This is a genomic window from [Clostridium] symbiosum (assembly GCA_036419695.1).
GTDB lineage: Bacteria > Bacillota > Clostridia > Lachnospirales > Lachnospiraceae > Otoolea > Otoolea symbiosa_A.
This window is the reverse complement of record CP143946.1, coordinates 182,778-199,216: the sequence shown is the minus strand read 5'-3', so window position 1 is coordinate 199,216 and position 16,439 is coordinate 182,778. Positions and strand designations below refer to the sequence as shown.

At 50.5% G+C, this 16,439-nt stretch carries 11 protein-coding genes; 1 reads left to right on the top strand and 10 read right to left on the bottom strand.

Features of this window, described 5'->3' with window-relative positions:
- Window positions 1-35: 35 nt before the first annotated feature.
- Window positions 36-2,972, bottom strand: a complete 2,937-nt coding sequence (locus V3C10_00950) for an EAL domain-containing protein (GenBank protein ID WVP62426.1) — start codon at window positions 2,970-2,972, stop codon at window positions 36-38.
- 265 nt (window positions 2,973-3,237) lie between these two features.
- On the opposite strand from V3C10_00950, the gene V3C10_00945 reads away from it, so the two are divergent.
- Entirely contained in the window at window positions 3,238-3,765 is a 528-nt protein-coding gene (locus V3C10_00945) for a hypothetical protein (protein ID WVP62425.1), read from the top strand.
- A 165-nt stretch (window positions 3,766-3,930) separates the two neighbouring features.
- Here V3C10_00945 and V3C10_00940 read toward each other — a convergent pair whose 3' ends face one another.
- The 9 genes from V3C10_00940 to V3C10_00900 form a co-directional block, all read right to left on the bottom strand.
- Complete coding sequence (locus V3C10_00940) at window positions 3,931-5,211, bottom strand: DUF1576 domain-containing protein (GenBank protein ID WVP62424.1); 1,281 nt, start codon at window positions 5,209-5,211, stop codon at window positions 3,931-3,933.
- A 212-nt stretch (window positions 5,212-5,423) separates the two neighbouring features.
- On the bottom strand, window positions 5,424-6,764 hold the full coding sequence (locus V3C10_00935) for a hemolysin family protein (GenBank protein ID WVP62423.1): 1,341 nt from the start codon (window positions 6,762-6,764) through the stop codon (window positions 5,424-5,426).
- A gap of 284 nt (window positions 6,765-7,048) precedes the next feature.
- A complete protein-coding gene (locus tag V3C10_00930; protein ID WVP62422.1) occupies window positions 7,049-8,326 on the bottom strand; it encodes an L-serine ammonia-lyase, iron-sulfur-dependent, subunit alpha in 1,278 nt (425 codons plus the stop codon).
- A gap of 23 nt (window positions 8,327-8,349) precedes the next feature.
- Window positions 8,350-9,279 carry a cysteine synthase A gene (gene cysK / locus V3C10_00925; GenBank protein WVP62421.1) on the bottom strand — a complete coding sequence of 310 codons (930 nt, stop codon included), beginning with the start codon at window positions 9,277-9,279 and terminating at the stop codon, window positions 8,350-8,352.
- Between the two features lie 83 nt (window positions 9,280-9,362).
- Complete coding sequence (locus tag V3C10_00920) at window positions 9,363-10,727, bottom strand: C-GCAxxG-C-C family (seleno)protein (GenBank protein WVP62420.1); 1,365 nt, start codon at window positions 10,725-10,727, stop codon at window positions 9,363-9,365.
- 201 nt (window positions 10,728-10,928) lie between these two features.
- Entirely contained in the window at window positions 10,929-11,498 is a 570-nt protein-coding gene (locus V3C10_00915) for a shikimate kinase (protein WVP62419.1), read from the bottom strand.
- A complete protein-coding gene (locus tag V3C10_00910; protein WVP64552.1) occupies window positions 11,476-12,072 on the bottom strand; it encodes a flavin reductase family protein in 597 nt (198 codons plus the stop codon). Before V3C10_00910 ends, V3C10_00915 begins: the two co-directional genes overlap by 23 nt.
- A gap of 226 nt (window positions 12,073-12,298) precedes the next feature.
- Window positions 12,299-13,966, bottom strand: coding sequence for a putative manganese-dependent inorganic diphosphatase (locus V3C10_00905; protein ID WVP62418.1), 1,668 nt, complete (start codon window positions 13,964-13,966; stop codon window positions 12,299-12,301).
- 678 nt (window positions 13,967-14,644) lie between these two features.
- A complete protein-coding gene (locus V3C10_00900; protein ID WVP62417.1) occupies window positions 14,645-16,306 on the bottom strand; it encodes an amidohydrolase in 1,662 nt (553 codons plus the stop codon).
- Window positions 16,307-16,439 lie beyond the last annotated feature (133 nt).

Below are 16,439 nucleotides of genomic sequence, written 5' to 3'. Positions count from 1 at the left end.
CTTGCCGCCCTTTTGCAGCATGGCCGGACCGCAGCTTAAGTCCCCGGCTGTTCCTCCTGGGTTCTTAAAAGTTCTTCGAATTTTTCTACCGTCAAAGGCCTTGCATAGTAATATCCCTGAGCCAGACAGCAGGAGTAACTTTTGAGCATTTCAACCTGGCTCTTTGTCTCAACGCCCTCCGCAAGCACCGGTATGGAGAGCGCTTTTCCCATGGCAATCACCATGTGGAGGATTGTCTCGGCACGTCCGTACGGATCGGACGCGCTTAAAAATTTCATGTCCAGTTTGATCTGATCAACGGGCGCCTCTTTCAGCATATTAAGTGATGAATAGCCGCTTCCGAAATCATCCATCAGAATCTTGAATCCCCGTTCCCTGAGCCGCTGAATATGTTCATGGACCGTCCTGGAGTCGGTGACATACGCCGATTCCGTTACCTCCAGTTCGATTAAATTAAGCGGTACCTGATACTTTTCAACAATCCGGTACAGATTATCACTCAGCTTTGGATTATAAAAACCAACTCTGGAGAGATTGACCGATACAGGCACCGCCTCTCTCCCTTCATCCAGCCATTTTCTTAATAGTTTGCATGTCTCCTCAAACATGTAAGTGTCGAGCTGTCCGATAAAACCATTGTGTTCAAATACAGGAATAAAATCCGAGGGAGGTATGATTCCCCTCTCCGGATGCGCCCAGCGGACCAGCGCCTCGGCTCCGATAATTTTTTCCGTGTTCATATTGTATTTTGGCTGCAGGTAGACCTTAAACTGCTTTTCCGCCAAGGCCGTGTTCATCTCGCTCACGATAAGCTGTGTATGGATCAGCGTCTCCCTGTGGGAATCGTCATAGACGGCAACGTGGCGTGCATAATTTCCCTTTACGCTGTTCACCGCCAGATGAGCCCTGTCGCACATAATATTAATGCTCTTGTCCACACTGTGCACATGATAAACTCCGCAGGAAACATCGACAACCATGTCGATGGGGTACGCCTCTATCTCCTTTCTAATTCTCTCCGTGATCTCTTCCGCAGATTCTTCGTCCCCTTCAATGCATACGACAAAGTGATCCGCCTCAAACCGTGAGCAGACGCCTCCAAGACGGGCCGTCCATTCCTTAATAATGCCCGCCAGGAAAACGAGAAGCTTGTCTCCAGTCTCTACGCCGAACAGGTCGTTGATCACCTTGAAGCTCTCCACATTAAAGAAAAGGATCTGATGATTCCGCTCAGGGGCGGCCTCCATATATCGGACTGCCTTTTCGTAAAATGCCTTGCGGTTGTACATTCCCGTCAATTCATCCGTCTCGGCTATAATCTGGTATGTCTCTTTCTCCTTCAGTTCCATTCTGATATTCATATGTTTGCTGTACATAAGGGCCAGCAGGACAATAACGGCCACAACAAGAAGGGAAATCATAATAATTCTGACTCTGTAGTAGTAGATTGTGTCGGTCAGTGTCTCGTGATACGGGTGAGCCACCGTGTGCGCCATAATAATCTGGTTGATCGTATTATCGTCCAGGCAGCTGATGGATTTATTCAGAATACTGATCAGCCTGCGGTCTGAATCATCGGAGATCATCATACACGTTTTCTCTTCCAGAGACTCCATTGCCGCCACCTTCAGCCCCGCATATTCCCTTTTCTGGAGGAAGTAATTCGCCACATGGGTATTCTGAATCGTAATGTCGGCCTCCCGATCCTTAACCGCGGCAAAACAGTCCTCAATATTTTCTTTAAAGATTATGTCAAAACCGCTGAACTCCTCCGGGATGAGGCTGTGGCCGGACTCATAAGAGTATGGAAGCGCCAGCACCGCCTTGTCAAGCTCGTAAATATTGACTCCAGAATTCACAACCGCCAGGGCCGGCTGTGAGGTTAAATTCTCCGTAAGCTGCCCGCCCGCTTTCTGTATCCTCTCCTGGCTGAACAGAATTCCGTTCACAATATTGACATGATGTCCCTCCATCAGGATTTCCGGGCGGCTGCCGGCCGGCTCCGGGACCATCTCAAGCCTGAGTCCGCTTATCTCCCCAATCTTTCTTGCAATATCCGGCAGGATTCCGGATGCCTCCCCGGTCTCACGATCGGTGTAGGAGAGCGGATAAAAGCCGTCAATGCAGGCCACCGTAAGGGTTTGCCCCTCTTTTACGTATTCCATCTCATCCCTCGTTAACAGAGGTTCCTCCGAGGTGCTGTTATGGCCATAGTATTCATAATACAGTTCTTCCACTATGTAAGGTGATGTTGAATAAATATTGCGGAGGGCGTCATTCAGGACATTCAGTACGGCGGTATTTCCCTTTGTCGTAATAATGTAAAAAGGCGCCGTGTCCAGTTTCTCCACTATCCTCAGATCCGTCTGCCTCGACAGGCTGCCCAGAACCGCCAGATCCGCGGCACCGCTTTTAACTGCGTCCGTTATCTCATCGACCGTACTGCAGTCCAGTTCCTGATAGGAAAATCCCTTCTTCCGGGCAAAGGAGGCAAACTCTTCGCTCTGATAGGAGCCCTTCAGCACGGCGGCTTTCGTACCGTCCATTGCATCGTAATCCTGATAATAGATATCATCGCTGCCTTTTCTCGTATAGACAAACGTGCTCTCCCGTCCTATCGGATATCCCGCAAACTCAAACAGTTCCGCTCTCTCGGGATTCTTCTGGGCACAGCAGACCAGGTCTATCTCGCCTTTCTGCAGCGCATCCAGGCAGTCTTCCCACGTATAATAATCGTACTCATAGTTCCATCCGGTGTACTGCGATATTTTACTCAGGAAAGCCACCCCATAGCCGCTGAAATAACCGCCGCCCTCGGGTTTAATAAATCCCTCATAATTGATATATCCGACCTTCATCGTCTTCTGCTCCCCGTCGGAAGTATCAGAACCGGCAGGCGCCGCCAGCGGAAATGCCAGAACCAGCACAAGTGACAGTATAAACAGCCTGAAGCGCTTTATAGAATTTATCATACCAATACTCCCCACTTAAGATGCATCTCACAGCTTCCTTTACTGAAAAGTAAAGGTTTTTACCTATTGTTATTATATCACTTCTGCCGGAATTTGCAGTAAATTCTTTTACCGCTCCCCTCCTTTTCATTTTAGCTATATTTCAGACTTCACGCACAGGATCTCACCGTCTTTTCGGCGAAGTGCCATAAATTCTCCTGGCTCTTGTGCCGGCCGGTGTTCAGTGCTATACTTCACCCTTGGAAAGATATACAAGTGAGGTATTATGGAAATGAAAAGAAAAATCATCGCAGCCGGCATTGCCGCAGCCGCAGTACTGGCCGCAACCGTTTCGGGATACAGAACCACCACTCTGGCTGCAGGGCCCGCCGGTACAGAATCATATACAAACACAGATGGAAAAGAAATCCAGGTCTCTTTAGACCTTCAGGCATTCATGGAATCCATGGAGGCGGAGGAACTCAAAAGCTCCCCGGCCGCCGAGATTACCGCGTTCGCCACTAAGGTGCAAAATTCCGTTTCGGAACACGATTTGGCGGCTCTGGCCGATCTCTGTGATTTTCCGATTCAAATCACCATGGAGGACGGACGTTCATGTACCGTCCCCTCCCGTGAAGATTTTATCGCTCTGGGCAGGGATTCGGTTTTTACAAGAAATCTGGTGCATGAAATCGGAATCGCAGATCCGTCGGAACAGCAGCTCTATGGAAACGGGATTGTGATGGGAAATAAAAACAACGTCATCATCAACAGGATGGACGGTTCTCTTTCCGTCACAGGGTTTAATTTCTAACCCGCCTGCCGTTATTTATCTGTAAATGCAGACTGTCTTTCGCAGCAGAAAAGGAGATATGGAACGCCATGACGGTTCCATATCTCCTTTTCTGTTTTGAACTGACGGTGAAAAGCGTGCAAATCGCGCTTTCCGCCATTAATCCTGTCTATGCGCAAGGCCCGGTTACAGGGAAATGTCGCTACCCGCCCTGGCCCTTCTGTCCATAATCGAGTGGATAACGGGTACCATGAAGATTGCCACGATACCACCGGCAAACCCATTGTTATAAAGGTTCATTCCGCCGTACACGATGCCGACGTTCATCGCCACCGATGCGTGGAGGAATCCGGCCAGAAGACCGGCAATGACTCCGAATTCGCCTGCCACCGGGGCAAGCGTCGTGGAAAAGAGCAGCGCCAGCATCGCGGACGGAGCGTTGATGCTCCATGCGTGGGTCAGGCTGGCCAGACAGACGCCCACCATAATCGGAAAAATGTTTCTCAGATGTTTTCCCGTCGCGCTGAAACCGACAATCGTAAAAATACCGCCTATGGTGGGTCCGTTCAGATCGCTTCCCACCGCCAGCACAAACAGAGTGGCGAAAATTCCGTTGATTCCCATGTTCAGGGCGACCGCGGCCCCGCCCTCATCGGCCAGGTAATCGGTTCCCGATATCCCCGAGGTTTTCAGAATCCTGCAGTATGACTGTATCACCTTTTCCCCTCCCACCAGGAGAGCGCCCAGTATCATTCCTCCGAACAGGACTCCTAAGAGAACCAGAAAAAGGCGGTTGTTGCCCGTCGACCAGATGAGGCGTTCCTTTGTCTCAATACCGAATGACTTCAGGGCCGATACAATCACCGTTGCAATGATGCCTGCGGCAAAGCCGACATTATAAAGTGAGTACCCCTTATGGGCATAATGAACATGGGTAGATAAAGGCGGCAGTACAAAGCCGATAGAAATTCCGACAGCCACTGTCAGGCAGAGGCGGCCGAGAACCGGCATATCCACAATATGCATAATCTGCGTGATAATCGGTGACAAACTGGTCCCATAGATTCCCACATATATGTATTTGGAAAGCGAGACCCGATGATATTTGGCGTAGAGAAGGACTCCCAGAAGAATCGTCCAGATATTCATCAAATTTTTACCGAACAGAGAAAAACCGAACATCAGACAACTGGATGTGATGGTGTGCCCATCCATCTCCATGTCAAGATAGTAGATAAATCCAATACTGATTAATGTGAGGGCGCCCGCATTGATAAACGCCGCCCCGATGCCGCCCACCGCGATATAGTCCGTAATCAGGAAATCCGGTTCGCGTATCATCGTATATACACCTTCCAGAATTCCATCCAGCGGCTGAAGTAAAAGTCCTGCAACAATGAAGTAAGCTGGAATCAGAGCCAGTAAAAAAAATTTCTTTTCCCTGGTCAGAGATTTCATTATGATCATAAATACACTGCCTTTCTATGGTGCGGATGTGATCCTCACTCCTCACCACCTTCAAAAAAAGGGTATGCAAATATTCAAGTGCTGCCTCTTTGCATACCCCGTTCATCTGTTAATATACTGTTAAAATTTCACCTTTTTCTATTTTATTTCTTTTCCGGCATATTTGCAACTATTATTTTTATTTTATAACAATAATAAATGTTTGCTTATACTCAGCCGCTTTTTCTCATCGCCTCCTGTTCCTGCTCCAGTTTTTTCACGAGCACGGTTTCAATTCTCATATTTTTAATCTGTTCCACGTGGATTCCAAGGCCGTCGGCCTCCACATCCAGGGTTGTGCCGTCGGCCGGAATTGTATTCAGGCGGCTTAAGACCAGACCGCCTATTGTCTCGTAATCATCCGGCTCCGGAAGAGCCACGTCAAGCGTTTCCGATACCTCCTTAATCAGCGTGCTTCCCGGAAAACGCCAGAGGTTTTCTTCCACCTGCTCAATCTCAGGCTCCTCCTCCGCATCAAACTCATCATAAATATTTCCTACAATTTCCTCTAAAAGGTCTTCCAGTGTGATAATACCGGCTACCTCCCCGTACTCATCCACAACGATCGCCATATGTATCTTTTTTGACTGCATATCGCGGAACAACTGGTCTGTATGGATGGATTCGGGCACAAAATATGCCTCATGCAGCAGTTCTTTCAACGGCTTCTTATCAGTTCTCATATTTAAAAGGTATTCTCTGGAATAGAGAATGCCCAGTATCTCGCGGCCTTCTTCATCATATACGGGGAAGCGGGACAGACCGGTATCCCGGATTTTCTCCACAATCTCCTCCTCCGTGTCGTCGATACAGAGGGATTCCACCTCAAATTCCCGCGTCATGGCCTCCTGTACGGAGGTGTCGTTAAATTCAAATACATTCTGAAGCCACTCTTTTTCTTCCTCATCGATGGCTCCGTTCTCTTTTCCCAGATCTATCATCATACGGATCTCGTCTTCCGTCACCTGCTCTTCCTGCGCCTCGGTCTTCATGCGGAGAAGCTTAAGCGTCGTGTTGGTTGAAAAAGCCAGGAAAGCGATTACCGGTTTCATGCCGAACGCAATGGCCGACACGGGCCCGCTGGCGATTTTCGCCACCTCATACGGTTTCTGCATCGCAATACGTTTGGGCACCAGTTCTCCGAAAATCAGCGTAAAATAAGACAGAATAATGGTAATTACAATAACGGAAACCGTATCGAGCGCGCTTTCCGGCAGCGCCCTGAAGCCGAGACCGTTGTAGATCCAGTTCGTCAGGATATCCGAGAAGTTTTCCGCAGCAAACGCACTTCCCAGAAATCCCGCCAGGGTGATTCCTATCTGTATCGTTGAGAGGAAACCTGCCGGCTCCTCCGCCATCTTAAGCAGTCTCCCGGCCGTCTTGTCGCCGTTTTCCTGCATTCTCCTCAATTTTGCCGTATTTAATGATATCACGGCAATCTCCGTTGCGGCAAAAAAAGCATTTAACATGATAAGCGCCGCCTGCACAATCAGTTGTTGTGGTAATTCTCCCACTTTAATCTCTCCTTTTCATTTTTATATTTTGAGCGCGAAAAGGCACAATCTGCTTCTTAAAAAGCAGATCGCGCCTTTACTTTATGGCTCAATATTTAAATTATTATTTTCCGCATCAGCGTCTGGTGCGCTGTCGTCCATCCTGTATAACACTCCTTCTTGATCTGCCGCCGCATTGGGCAGCGATATCGTTGCTGCACCATTATATTACAGGATATGCAGCCTGACGGCAATAGTTTACGCAGGAGCTTAACAAAAGCTTAGCAGGGCCGTGATTCGGAAGCTTAACACTCTGTCATGATTCTTATGATCTCTTTATCCGTCTCACGCATTCCGTCTTTGCCAAGGCGGCCGATATTGCGGATGGTATTTTCCACCCCTTTTGCCACAAGCCCGTCTCCGCCGTAGAACTGCTGGCCCCTCTGAAACATCTTGTATCCCAGGATTCCGGTGTCCACCGCCACCGCAATCTTGGCCGCACAGGATGCCTTGGCCCCGTCGCAGACGATTCCCGATGTAATGGCCAGGGCATTGACCAGCGTGTGGGCAATGACCTCCAGGCTGCCGCCTTCCAGATAGGCGATTCCGGCCCCGGCCCCGGCTCCCGCGCTGACTGCGCCGCAGTAGGCGGACAGACGGCCGATTCCGGTCTTCTGATGCAGTGTGACGAGGTTGGACAGCAGAAGGGCGCGGTAGAGTTTTTCACTGCCGCTCTGAAGCTCCTTCGCATACTCAATCACCGGGAGAGACGCCGTCATTCCCTGGTTCCCACTGCCTGAATTGATGATAACGGGCAGATCACAGCCGTTCATCCTGGCGTCGGAACCGGCTGCCGCCATGGCTTTGGCCCGGTTCTCGATCCGGTCTCCGTACTCTTCCATCAGGACGCGGCCAATGTTGGCGCCGTAATCCCCGCGCAGGCCCTCTTCCGCGATAGCCGTATTATATTCAATCTGACGGTCCAGGACTGCCTTTACATCCTGAAGATCCGCAGTATCTGCAAAATCATAGATCTTCTCAATGGTCAGCAGGGAATAGTCGGGAACGTACTCTTCGTCCTCCTCGCCCGCCGTCTTCTCAAAGAGAATCTCGCCGTTTTTACTGATCTGCACAATATTGGTATGTTCCTGTGCGATCCGCACCCGCGCGGTGGAACCGTCTTTCTCCACGGTCACCGCCATATCCAGAAGATAAGGTGTGTCGAGCGGCTCCACCGTAATTTCGGCCGTCTCCATATAGGCTCCCAGACCAGCTTTCTGCTCTTCTGTTACCTTTGAAAGAACCTCCAGTTCCAGATCTTCCCTGCCCGCAAGGATACCTGCGGCTGCGGCAGCTTCGATGCCCCGGCGGCCTCCGGAGTTGGGCACAATAACGCTCTTGACGTTTTTGACAATATTGCCGCTGACTTCCACCAGCACTTTATCCGGCAGCGCTCCCAGCACGGCTCTCGCCTTTGCGCTGCAGTAGGCAAGGGCAATCGGCTCCGTGCATCCCATTGCCGGAACCAGCTCGCGTTCCAATATCTCCACATAGGTCTTATAACAGATATCGTTTTTTTCCATCCTGTAAATCCCCTTCCGCCGAATTATTTAAACAGATCCGTCGATAAATAGCGTTCTCCGGTGTCGGGAAGAACTACCACAATTTTCTTGCCTTCATTCTCCGGCCGTTTAGCCAGTTCTACGGCCGCCCAGAGGGCTGCGCCGGAAGAAATCCCCACAAGAAATCCCTCTTTAGCCGACATCAGCCTGCTCATCCGGTAGGCATCCTCTTCCTGGGCCAGCATAATTTCATCGTAAATTCCGGTATCCAGGATTTCCGGGATAAATCCTGCGCCAATTCCCTGGATTCCATGAGGTCCCGGAACTCCGCCCGAAAGCACCGGAGATTTCACCGGCTCCACGGCAACCACATGGATGGACGGATTTTTCTCCTTCAGGTAGCGCCCGGTTCCCGTAAGTGTTCCACCGGTTCCCACCGTTGCCACAAAGATATCCACACCTCCGTCCGTATCTTCCCAAACCTCCGGGCCCGTGCTTCTGTAATGCGCCCCCGGGTTGGAGGGATTGACAAACTGCCCGGCAATCCAGCTGTTTTCCACCGTTTTCTGAAGTTCCTCGGCTTTCTGTATCGCCCCCGGCATTCCTTTCTTTCCCTCCGTCAGGATCAGCTCCGCGCCGTGTGCCGTAAGGAGCATCCTGCGTTCCATGCTCATGCTGTCCGGCATGATGATGATGGTTCTGTATCCTCTTGCAGCCGCTACGGCCGCCAGGCCGACGCCCGTGTTGCCGCTGGTCGGCTCAATGATAACCGAGCCTTCTTTCAGGATTCCCGCTTCTTCCGCGTCCAGTATCATCTGAAGCCCCACTCTGTCCTTGGCGCTTCCTGCCGGGTTATAGCATTCGAGCTTTGCAAGAATTTCTGCCTTTGCCCCTTCCTGCGCCGCCAGTCTTCTCAGACCGACAAGCGGTGTATGGCCTACAAGTTCTTCAATTCCCTGATAAATTCTTCCCATGGCAATTCTCTCCTTTTCCTGATCTGCGGCTGCCCGCCATCACATTTTACCGTCTGCTATATCATACGTTCCTTATACGGATATTAACAGGTTGCCCCTCCTTTGAGGTGCACCTGGGCATTGATAATTTCTTCCTTCCGCTCCAGAAGTCCGTTGTCCAGAAGCTGTGCTTCCACGTTGTCAAATCCGAGTCTTTCTATCGTATCGGAGAAACGCTCCCCCGTTTTTCCCTGTTCCCGGAACAGAAGGATGGCCTTCTCCAGTGCGTCAAGCACTTCGTCTTCCGATTTGAAAACCGTTCTCACCGGGCGTCCTTTGGCGATTTTCTTGCCCCATCTTCCCCCAATTACGGCTTTGTAGCCCTCAAAGGAGGATTTCATGGCGCCGAACGGGCATTCGCCAACACAGCGGCCGCAGTTGTTACACTGGTCTTCCTGTACCGCGATACCGCCGTCATTCAATACCGCAGCTCCCACCGGACAGGCGTCGACTACCGTACATGTATTGCAGCCGCGGCAAAGTTCCGGATCGGCCGCCGGCACGTTCTGGCCTACGATACCGAAATCATTCAGACTCGGTTTTACGCAGTTATTTGGACATCCGCCTATTGCTATTTTGAACTTATGAGGCAGTTTGACGCCCCGGTATCCCTTGTAAAACCTCTTATGAACCTTATCGGACAGGGCAAATGTATCGCATAGTCCGTACTGGCATGTCGTTCCCTTGCAGGAAACAACCGGACGCACCTTGGAACCGGTTCCTCCCGTCTCCAGTCCTACCTCTGCCAGACACTCCCTGAACGGCTCGATGTTCTCATAAGAAATTCCCGTTACCTCCATCGTAAGGCGTGTGGTCATCGCGATATGTCCGTCACCGTATTTTTCTGCCGCCTCCGCTATCTTGGCATTTTCTGCCGCCGTTATTTTTCCGTTTCTTGTGACAATTCGGCCGTTGAAACAATCGGTTCCTTTATTATGTAAAAATCCCAGCGCCTTGACCCTTGTAATATCCTCCGGGCTCACCGTAACGCCTTTTTTCTCTGCCTCGATGAGGCCCTCCCCCACCAGGAAATTCTCCAGGAGGCTGTATGAGAGTTCTACCGTCTTCAGGCATCTGCTCTCTTCCACGCTATAGATGTCCTTCAGAACGGAACACTTGGTACTTCCCAGTTCCCGCTCAAAGCTCCGGCAGAACTCCGCACATTTCTGTTTAAAACCTTCCGTGGCATGCGCCCTGTCCTCCACGAGAAACATGCTGATAACCGCCATCGCGCTGCTGAGCGCCCCGCAGGTCTCTCCGCAGCCCATTCCGCCACCGAATCCGCTGACCAGCCGGAATGAATCCTCATTCAGCCCCAGATCGTATTCCTCATTTGCTACACGAAGCACCGTCTCTGCACAGTTGTAGTCCTTTTCAAGATAGTAGTGGCGTAACTTCTGTTTGTTCATTTGTATATTCCCTCTCTTTAATATATATTCTTATGTATTCCTATCCCACTCACACCGTATACGGCGGCACCCCTGCCGCCATGTACTGAAACCGGCCATATCTGACCCGGTTATTTTAAACCTGCCTGTTCCAAAGGCCCACATCAGCCCGGTTTCACTGATCCGGCTTTCCTGACCCTGACTGTACCGGTCTCTATCCTCTTATCCCAGTGCCAGTCCTCTTTCTTCCATCATTTCACGGAGTTCATCCACGACTGAACCCAATTCCTTCCCTTCCTCATCTATGGTGATATCGGCGTACTTCTCAAAATATGTAATTCTTTCTTCATAGAGATCTTTGAGCGTCATTCCGTCCTTCAGGACAACCCCGCGGTCAACCACATCTCCAAGCCTGCTGAGGAGTTCCTCATAGCTGATTTTGAGATACACGACCGGTCCCAGGGATCTCAGGTTTTCCATCGCCTCTTTCCCGTAGATGACACTTCCTCCGGGGGCGATTACGGCGCGGTTTGCTTTCAGTCCCGCATTGACCTGGTTTTCTACCTCCATAAATCCGTCGAGGCCCTGTTCTTTAATAATTTCTTTCAGCAGTTTTCCCTTTTCTTCCTGAATTACGATATCCACGTCGATGAAGGAGTAACCGAGGCGCTTGGCGAGAAGCACTCCAACCGTGCTCTTTCCTGCCGCCGGCATACCAATCAATGTTATGTTGTTTCCCGTGCTGCGCGCTTCTATCTCCGTTTCCGCCTTAACGTCCCTGTTGTCTGCCATGCTTTCCTCCCGTCTTTTTTCTTCCGTCTTTTACGGACACCATCTTTTTTCTTATGCTGTAGCCGAACGTTCCCAGAAGACTGGAAAGTCCATAATATTCTCCGTGGGAATAGACAATCGGCGCCGCTTTGTGCAGCTCAAACTTGCCCTTCTCATCCAGATAGGCCTCATCCACATCTACGGCCACCACTTCGGCCAGGAACATATGGTGGGACCCCAGTTCCTTTACCTCCGTTACACGGCACTCAATATTGACGGGGCTCTCCTTAATCAGTGGAGCGCCGACCACCTGCGCCGGAATGGGGGTAAGTCCCGTATCTTTCCATTTATCCGTATCCCGTCCCGATTTGACTCCGCAGTAGTCGGTTGCATGGACCAGCTTCTCCGTCGTCAGATTGATGACAAATTCTCCCGACTCCTTCAGCATCCCGTATGAATGGCGTTCCGGTCTGACCGATATATAGGCCATCGGCGGGTTGGTACAAACCGTGCCGGTCCAGGCGATTGTAATAATATTGCTCACCCCGTCCCGATCCGCAACCGTCACCATAACGGCAGGTACCGGATACACCATATTTCCCGGTTTCCACTGCGCCTTCCGGGATACGGGACTTTCCAGGGCATTCAGACTGTCTTTTTTACTTGTTTTGATACCACTGTTTTCCCGTTTTTCCGTATCTTTTTTTATTTCTCTGTTATCTTTTTTATACCTCATTTATCATATCCCTCTTAGTGTTGGCCTGCTTTTTATAATAACAAAAAATGAGGGTAATGTATACCCTCATTTCCTCCCAGTTGAGCTATTGTTCCGTCGCTACCATCAGGCCCGGCACAAGCTGTTTTTTCCTCGAAACAACGCCCGGCAGGCTGACAATATGTCTTTCCGTATCCCTTTCCCCCTCGCCGATGTGGAAGGCGTCGGCAGCCAGTTGTTCGGCCCCCTGTCCATCGCAGATAAGCTCCGTGGACTCCGTCAGGATATTGGTCAGCATGAAGAACATCATATCCACCTTCTCGTCTTCCCTGGCCCTGTCCATATACGATAACATCCGGTCTTTCAGTTCATCCAGTTCTCCGGAATTCAGGGATGTAATCTGGCCCACGCCGAAAGAAATCTTTCCGGCCGTAAAGCGCTTGAAATCCTGATAGAAGATTTCCGCGTCACTCTTGCCTTTCAGTTTACTTCCTGCGGCAAACATCTTATTGGCATGCTGTTCCACATCGATCTCTGCAATCGCTGCAAGCTTCAAAGCCGCATCTTTATCTACCGGCGTACAGGTCGGCGAGCGGAAGAGAAGCGTATCGGAAATAATAGCGCTGCAGAGCAGCCCTGCAATTTTTTTCTCAATGGTAACCCCGGCCTCTTTATACATCTGATAAATGATTGTGGCCGTGCAGCCCAGCGGCTGGTTCCTGAAAAATACCGGTCCCATTGTCTCCACCGTACCGAGCCGGTGATGATCGATGATCTCCAGGATATTGGCGTTCTCTATACCGTCGACGGCCTGGCTCCGCTCGTTATGATCTACAAGTATTACATTTTTCCCTCTGGCGCCCAGCAGGTTCCGGCGGGATATCATTCCCTTATACTTGCCGTTCTTGTCGAGAATCGGGAAATCGCGGTGGCGTTTGCTCGCCATCACTTCTTTAATATCGTCAATGTAATCATCGGTATCAAATGTGATGAGGTTCTCCGTCTTCATGAAAAAGCTGATCGGCATGCTCTGGTTGATCAGACGCGCCGCCGTATACGTATCGTAAGGCGTCGTAACCACGGTGCAGCCTCTCTCCTGAGCCAGCTTTTTGATTGTCATGGATACGCCTGCCCCCTCACAGACAATGATACAGCTTGCCTCCATCTCTATCGCGCAAAGCTGTGATTCATACCGGTTGCCCAGGATTACGAGATCATTTTTCTCAATGTAGTATTCCATCATATCCGGGTTGGCGGCGGCAATCAGCACCTTGCCTTCTTTGAAATATTCCTTTTCATCTCCAATGAGCATTGCCCCTTCCAGGGTCTCGATGATATTCGTATACTGGGTGCACGCCTTGGAGAGGATGCTGCTGTCGTAAACGTTCATGTAGGAACGCGTTATGTCTCCTACCGTAATCAGCCCCTCCAGCACATTGTCCTCAGTAACGGCCGGAATCGTCACAACACCGGCGTCCTGCATCAGGTTCCATGCTTTTTTCAGGGATATATTCTTTGCCACGCCTTTTGTTTCTCTTATGTCTATATCCTTTACCTGGGTTTTGACCGTCAGGGTCTCCTTCGGCGCTGCCATACCGAAATAATCAAGTACAAACTGTGTCTCAGAATTGACGTGCCCGGCCCGGCCCGGCACATACTCCCCTCCGGTCGTAATCTGCTTCAAATTCGCGTAACAGATGGCAGAGCAGATTGAATCCGTATCAGGATTTTTATGCCCGATTACTATCGTCTTTTTCGTTTTATCAACTGTCATGCGGCCTCCTAATTTTGATAGTCCTGTCTTATTTATTTAAAATTGATTCTTTTTTAAATCTGTCCGCAGCACAGCCGCTGTCCGGCAGATGTGTCAACGGTAACCTTTTCTCAGGTATTTTTCAGTATAGCACATTTGCAGAATACCGAACAGCTACCTTTTTGTATTTTTTACAGTTCAAACAGTGAAAAAGTTTCTGTCCGGAGGACTTTTGAGTTATTGTTCACACGGATGTATACCCGATAAAGCGGGGCACGCTGTCCCGCGAGGTGTTTTCACGTGTTTTTCGTGAAAATCCCGAGTTAAGCGGCGCGACGCAACGAAAAGTGCGCGATGCGGACTTTTCATTACAATCAACGGAGTTTTTTGCCGTTTCTGTGCCTCGCGAAGCGGGTTGCCGGGCACGGAGTGAACAGTAACACTTTTGTACGCGTCTTAATCCTTATCTTTCATAATCTGTTAACAGGTTGTTCACAATCTATTCACATATAATTTTTATACTAAAAGTATAAGAAATTTCATTTTTTCTTTACTTTTATGGTGATTTTGCACATAGATTTTTCATAATTGCCCCGGCAGCCTAACGGCTCCGGGGTCTCCTCATTTTATCGTCTTCTTTTCATTATTTTCCCTGTCTGACACCCCCTCGGGGATGGCCTGGCCGCGAATAATTCCATTTTATAACCCTTTATAGAGGATTTTTCCACTCTTAATTGTCTCAAGGACACGGATTTTTTTAATCTCCATTGGAGGTACGGTAAGCGGGTTTGCCGAAAGTATGACGAAATCTGCTTTTTTTCCCGGCTCAATCGTGCCTTTTTCCGATTCTTCCCCATACTGGTATGCCGCGTTGGCCGTCACCGCTTTCAGGGCCTCATAGGGCGTAACGCGCTCCATCACTCCCATCGGATGGCCTCCACAGCTGATTCTGTTTACCGCGCACCAGATTGTCTCGAGCATGCCGGGCTGAATCACCGGTGAATCCTGGTGGAAGGTCACATTAACTCCATCGTCGATGGCCGTTCTTGCAGGGCTGATTTTAAGAGCCCGCGCTTCCCCAAAATTCTTCAGATGCACGTCTCCCCAGTACCAGGTGTGGGCCGTAAAGAAGGATGCGGTAATGGAAAGCTCCGCCATCTGCGCAAGCTGATCGGATCTCACCATCTGTGCATGGATCATGACCGGCCGGGTCTGCCCCGGATCCGCGCCTGTCTCCCGGACCGCCTGTCGGCAGGCCTCTATCATCTGCTGCGCCGCTGCGTCTCCATTGCAATGCACCAGAAGCTGCCGCCCCTCCCGAAGCGCCGTCTCAAAATATGACTTAACCTCTTCCTCCTTAAAAATCGGATAGCCGCAGTATCCCTCCGGTTCATCCTCATATGGGCTGCTCATCCAGGCAGTCCGTCCCTGCGGGGATCCGTCCAGGAAAATTTTATAGCCGCCGATTCGCAGATGATTGTTGTATTGACCGGTATAATCAGGGTTTTCTTCCGTCAGCTCATGGGCGTCATTAAGCGCTGCGTATGCAACTACATCCGCATGCAGCAGCTCATTCTCCGCCGCGTATTTTAAGAGTTTCCACTCATCACTCCGGGTGCGTCCGTCCTGGATCGTCGTGATTCCATGGCTCAGGTAAATCTGTTCCGCGGCCTCCAACTGCCTTGCGAGCTGCTCCATGCCCGGCTCCGGGATTACGGAAGAAGAACCGGTAAATGCAGTCTCTTCCAGATAGCCGTCCGGCTCCCCGTAACCATCCGTACCATCATTTCCTGTTACTGCATTCCCGCTTTTCCCGTTCCCGGCTCTGTCTGCCGTCCGGCCGATACGGCCTCCTTCCGGGTCTTTCGTGTCCTTTGTTATTCCCATCTTCTCAAGAGCCAGGGTATTTACAACTCCCATATGGCCGCTGGCATGGGTTATCATCACTGGGTTATCGGGAAATGCCGCGTCCAGGACAAAGCGGTCCGGGTGTCTTCCCTCCGCCAGTTTATTGTGGTCGTAGCCTGTCCCGATAATCCAGTCTCCTGCGCCGGGTTTCCGCTCCTCTTTAAACTTCTTAAGAATCACAATCAGGCCGTCAAAGCTGTCGGCCTCCTGAAGCGCCGCATAAGAAAGCACCTTTGCCATCGCCGTAATATGGCTGTGAGAATCCAAAAATGCAGGGAGCATTACTGCTCCCTTCAAATCCTTTAAAACCGGCTCTTCCGCCATGGCTCTCACCTCTTCGAGGGAACCTGCGGCCTGAATCCGTCCGCCGTCCGTCAGCACGGCTTCCACCGTGACGGGATCACTGCCGGTCATCGTAATAATTGTTCCATTATAATACAAAGTCTTCGCCATAATAACACTCCTGTCTGAATCACTCCGGTCCGTTCCCGGCCTCCCTACGGTTAAAATGCCTCATGCGGCACATTCTGCGTAAACCGTAACTCTTTACGCCCATTATTATGCTCAGACCCGCCTGTTCTTAAAC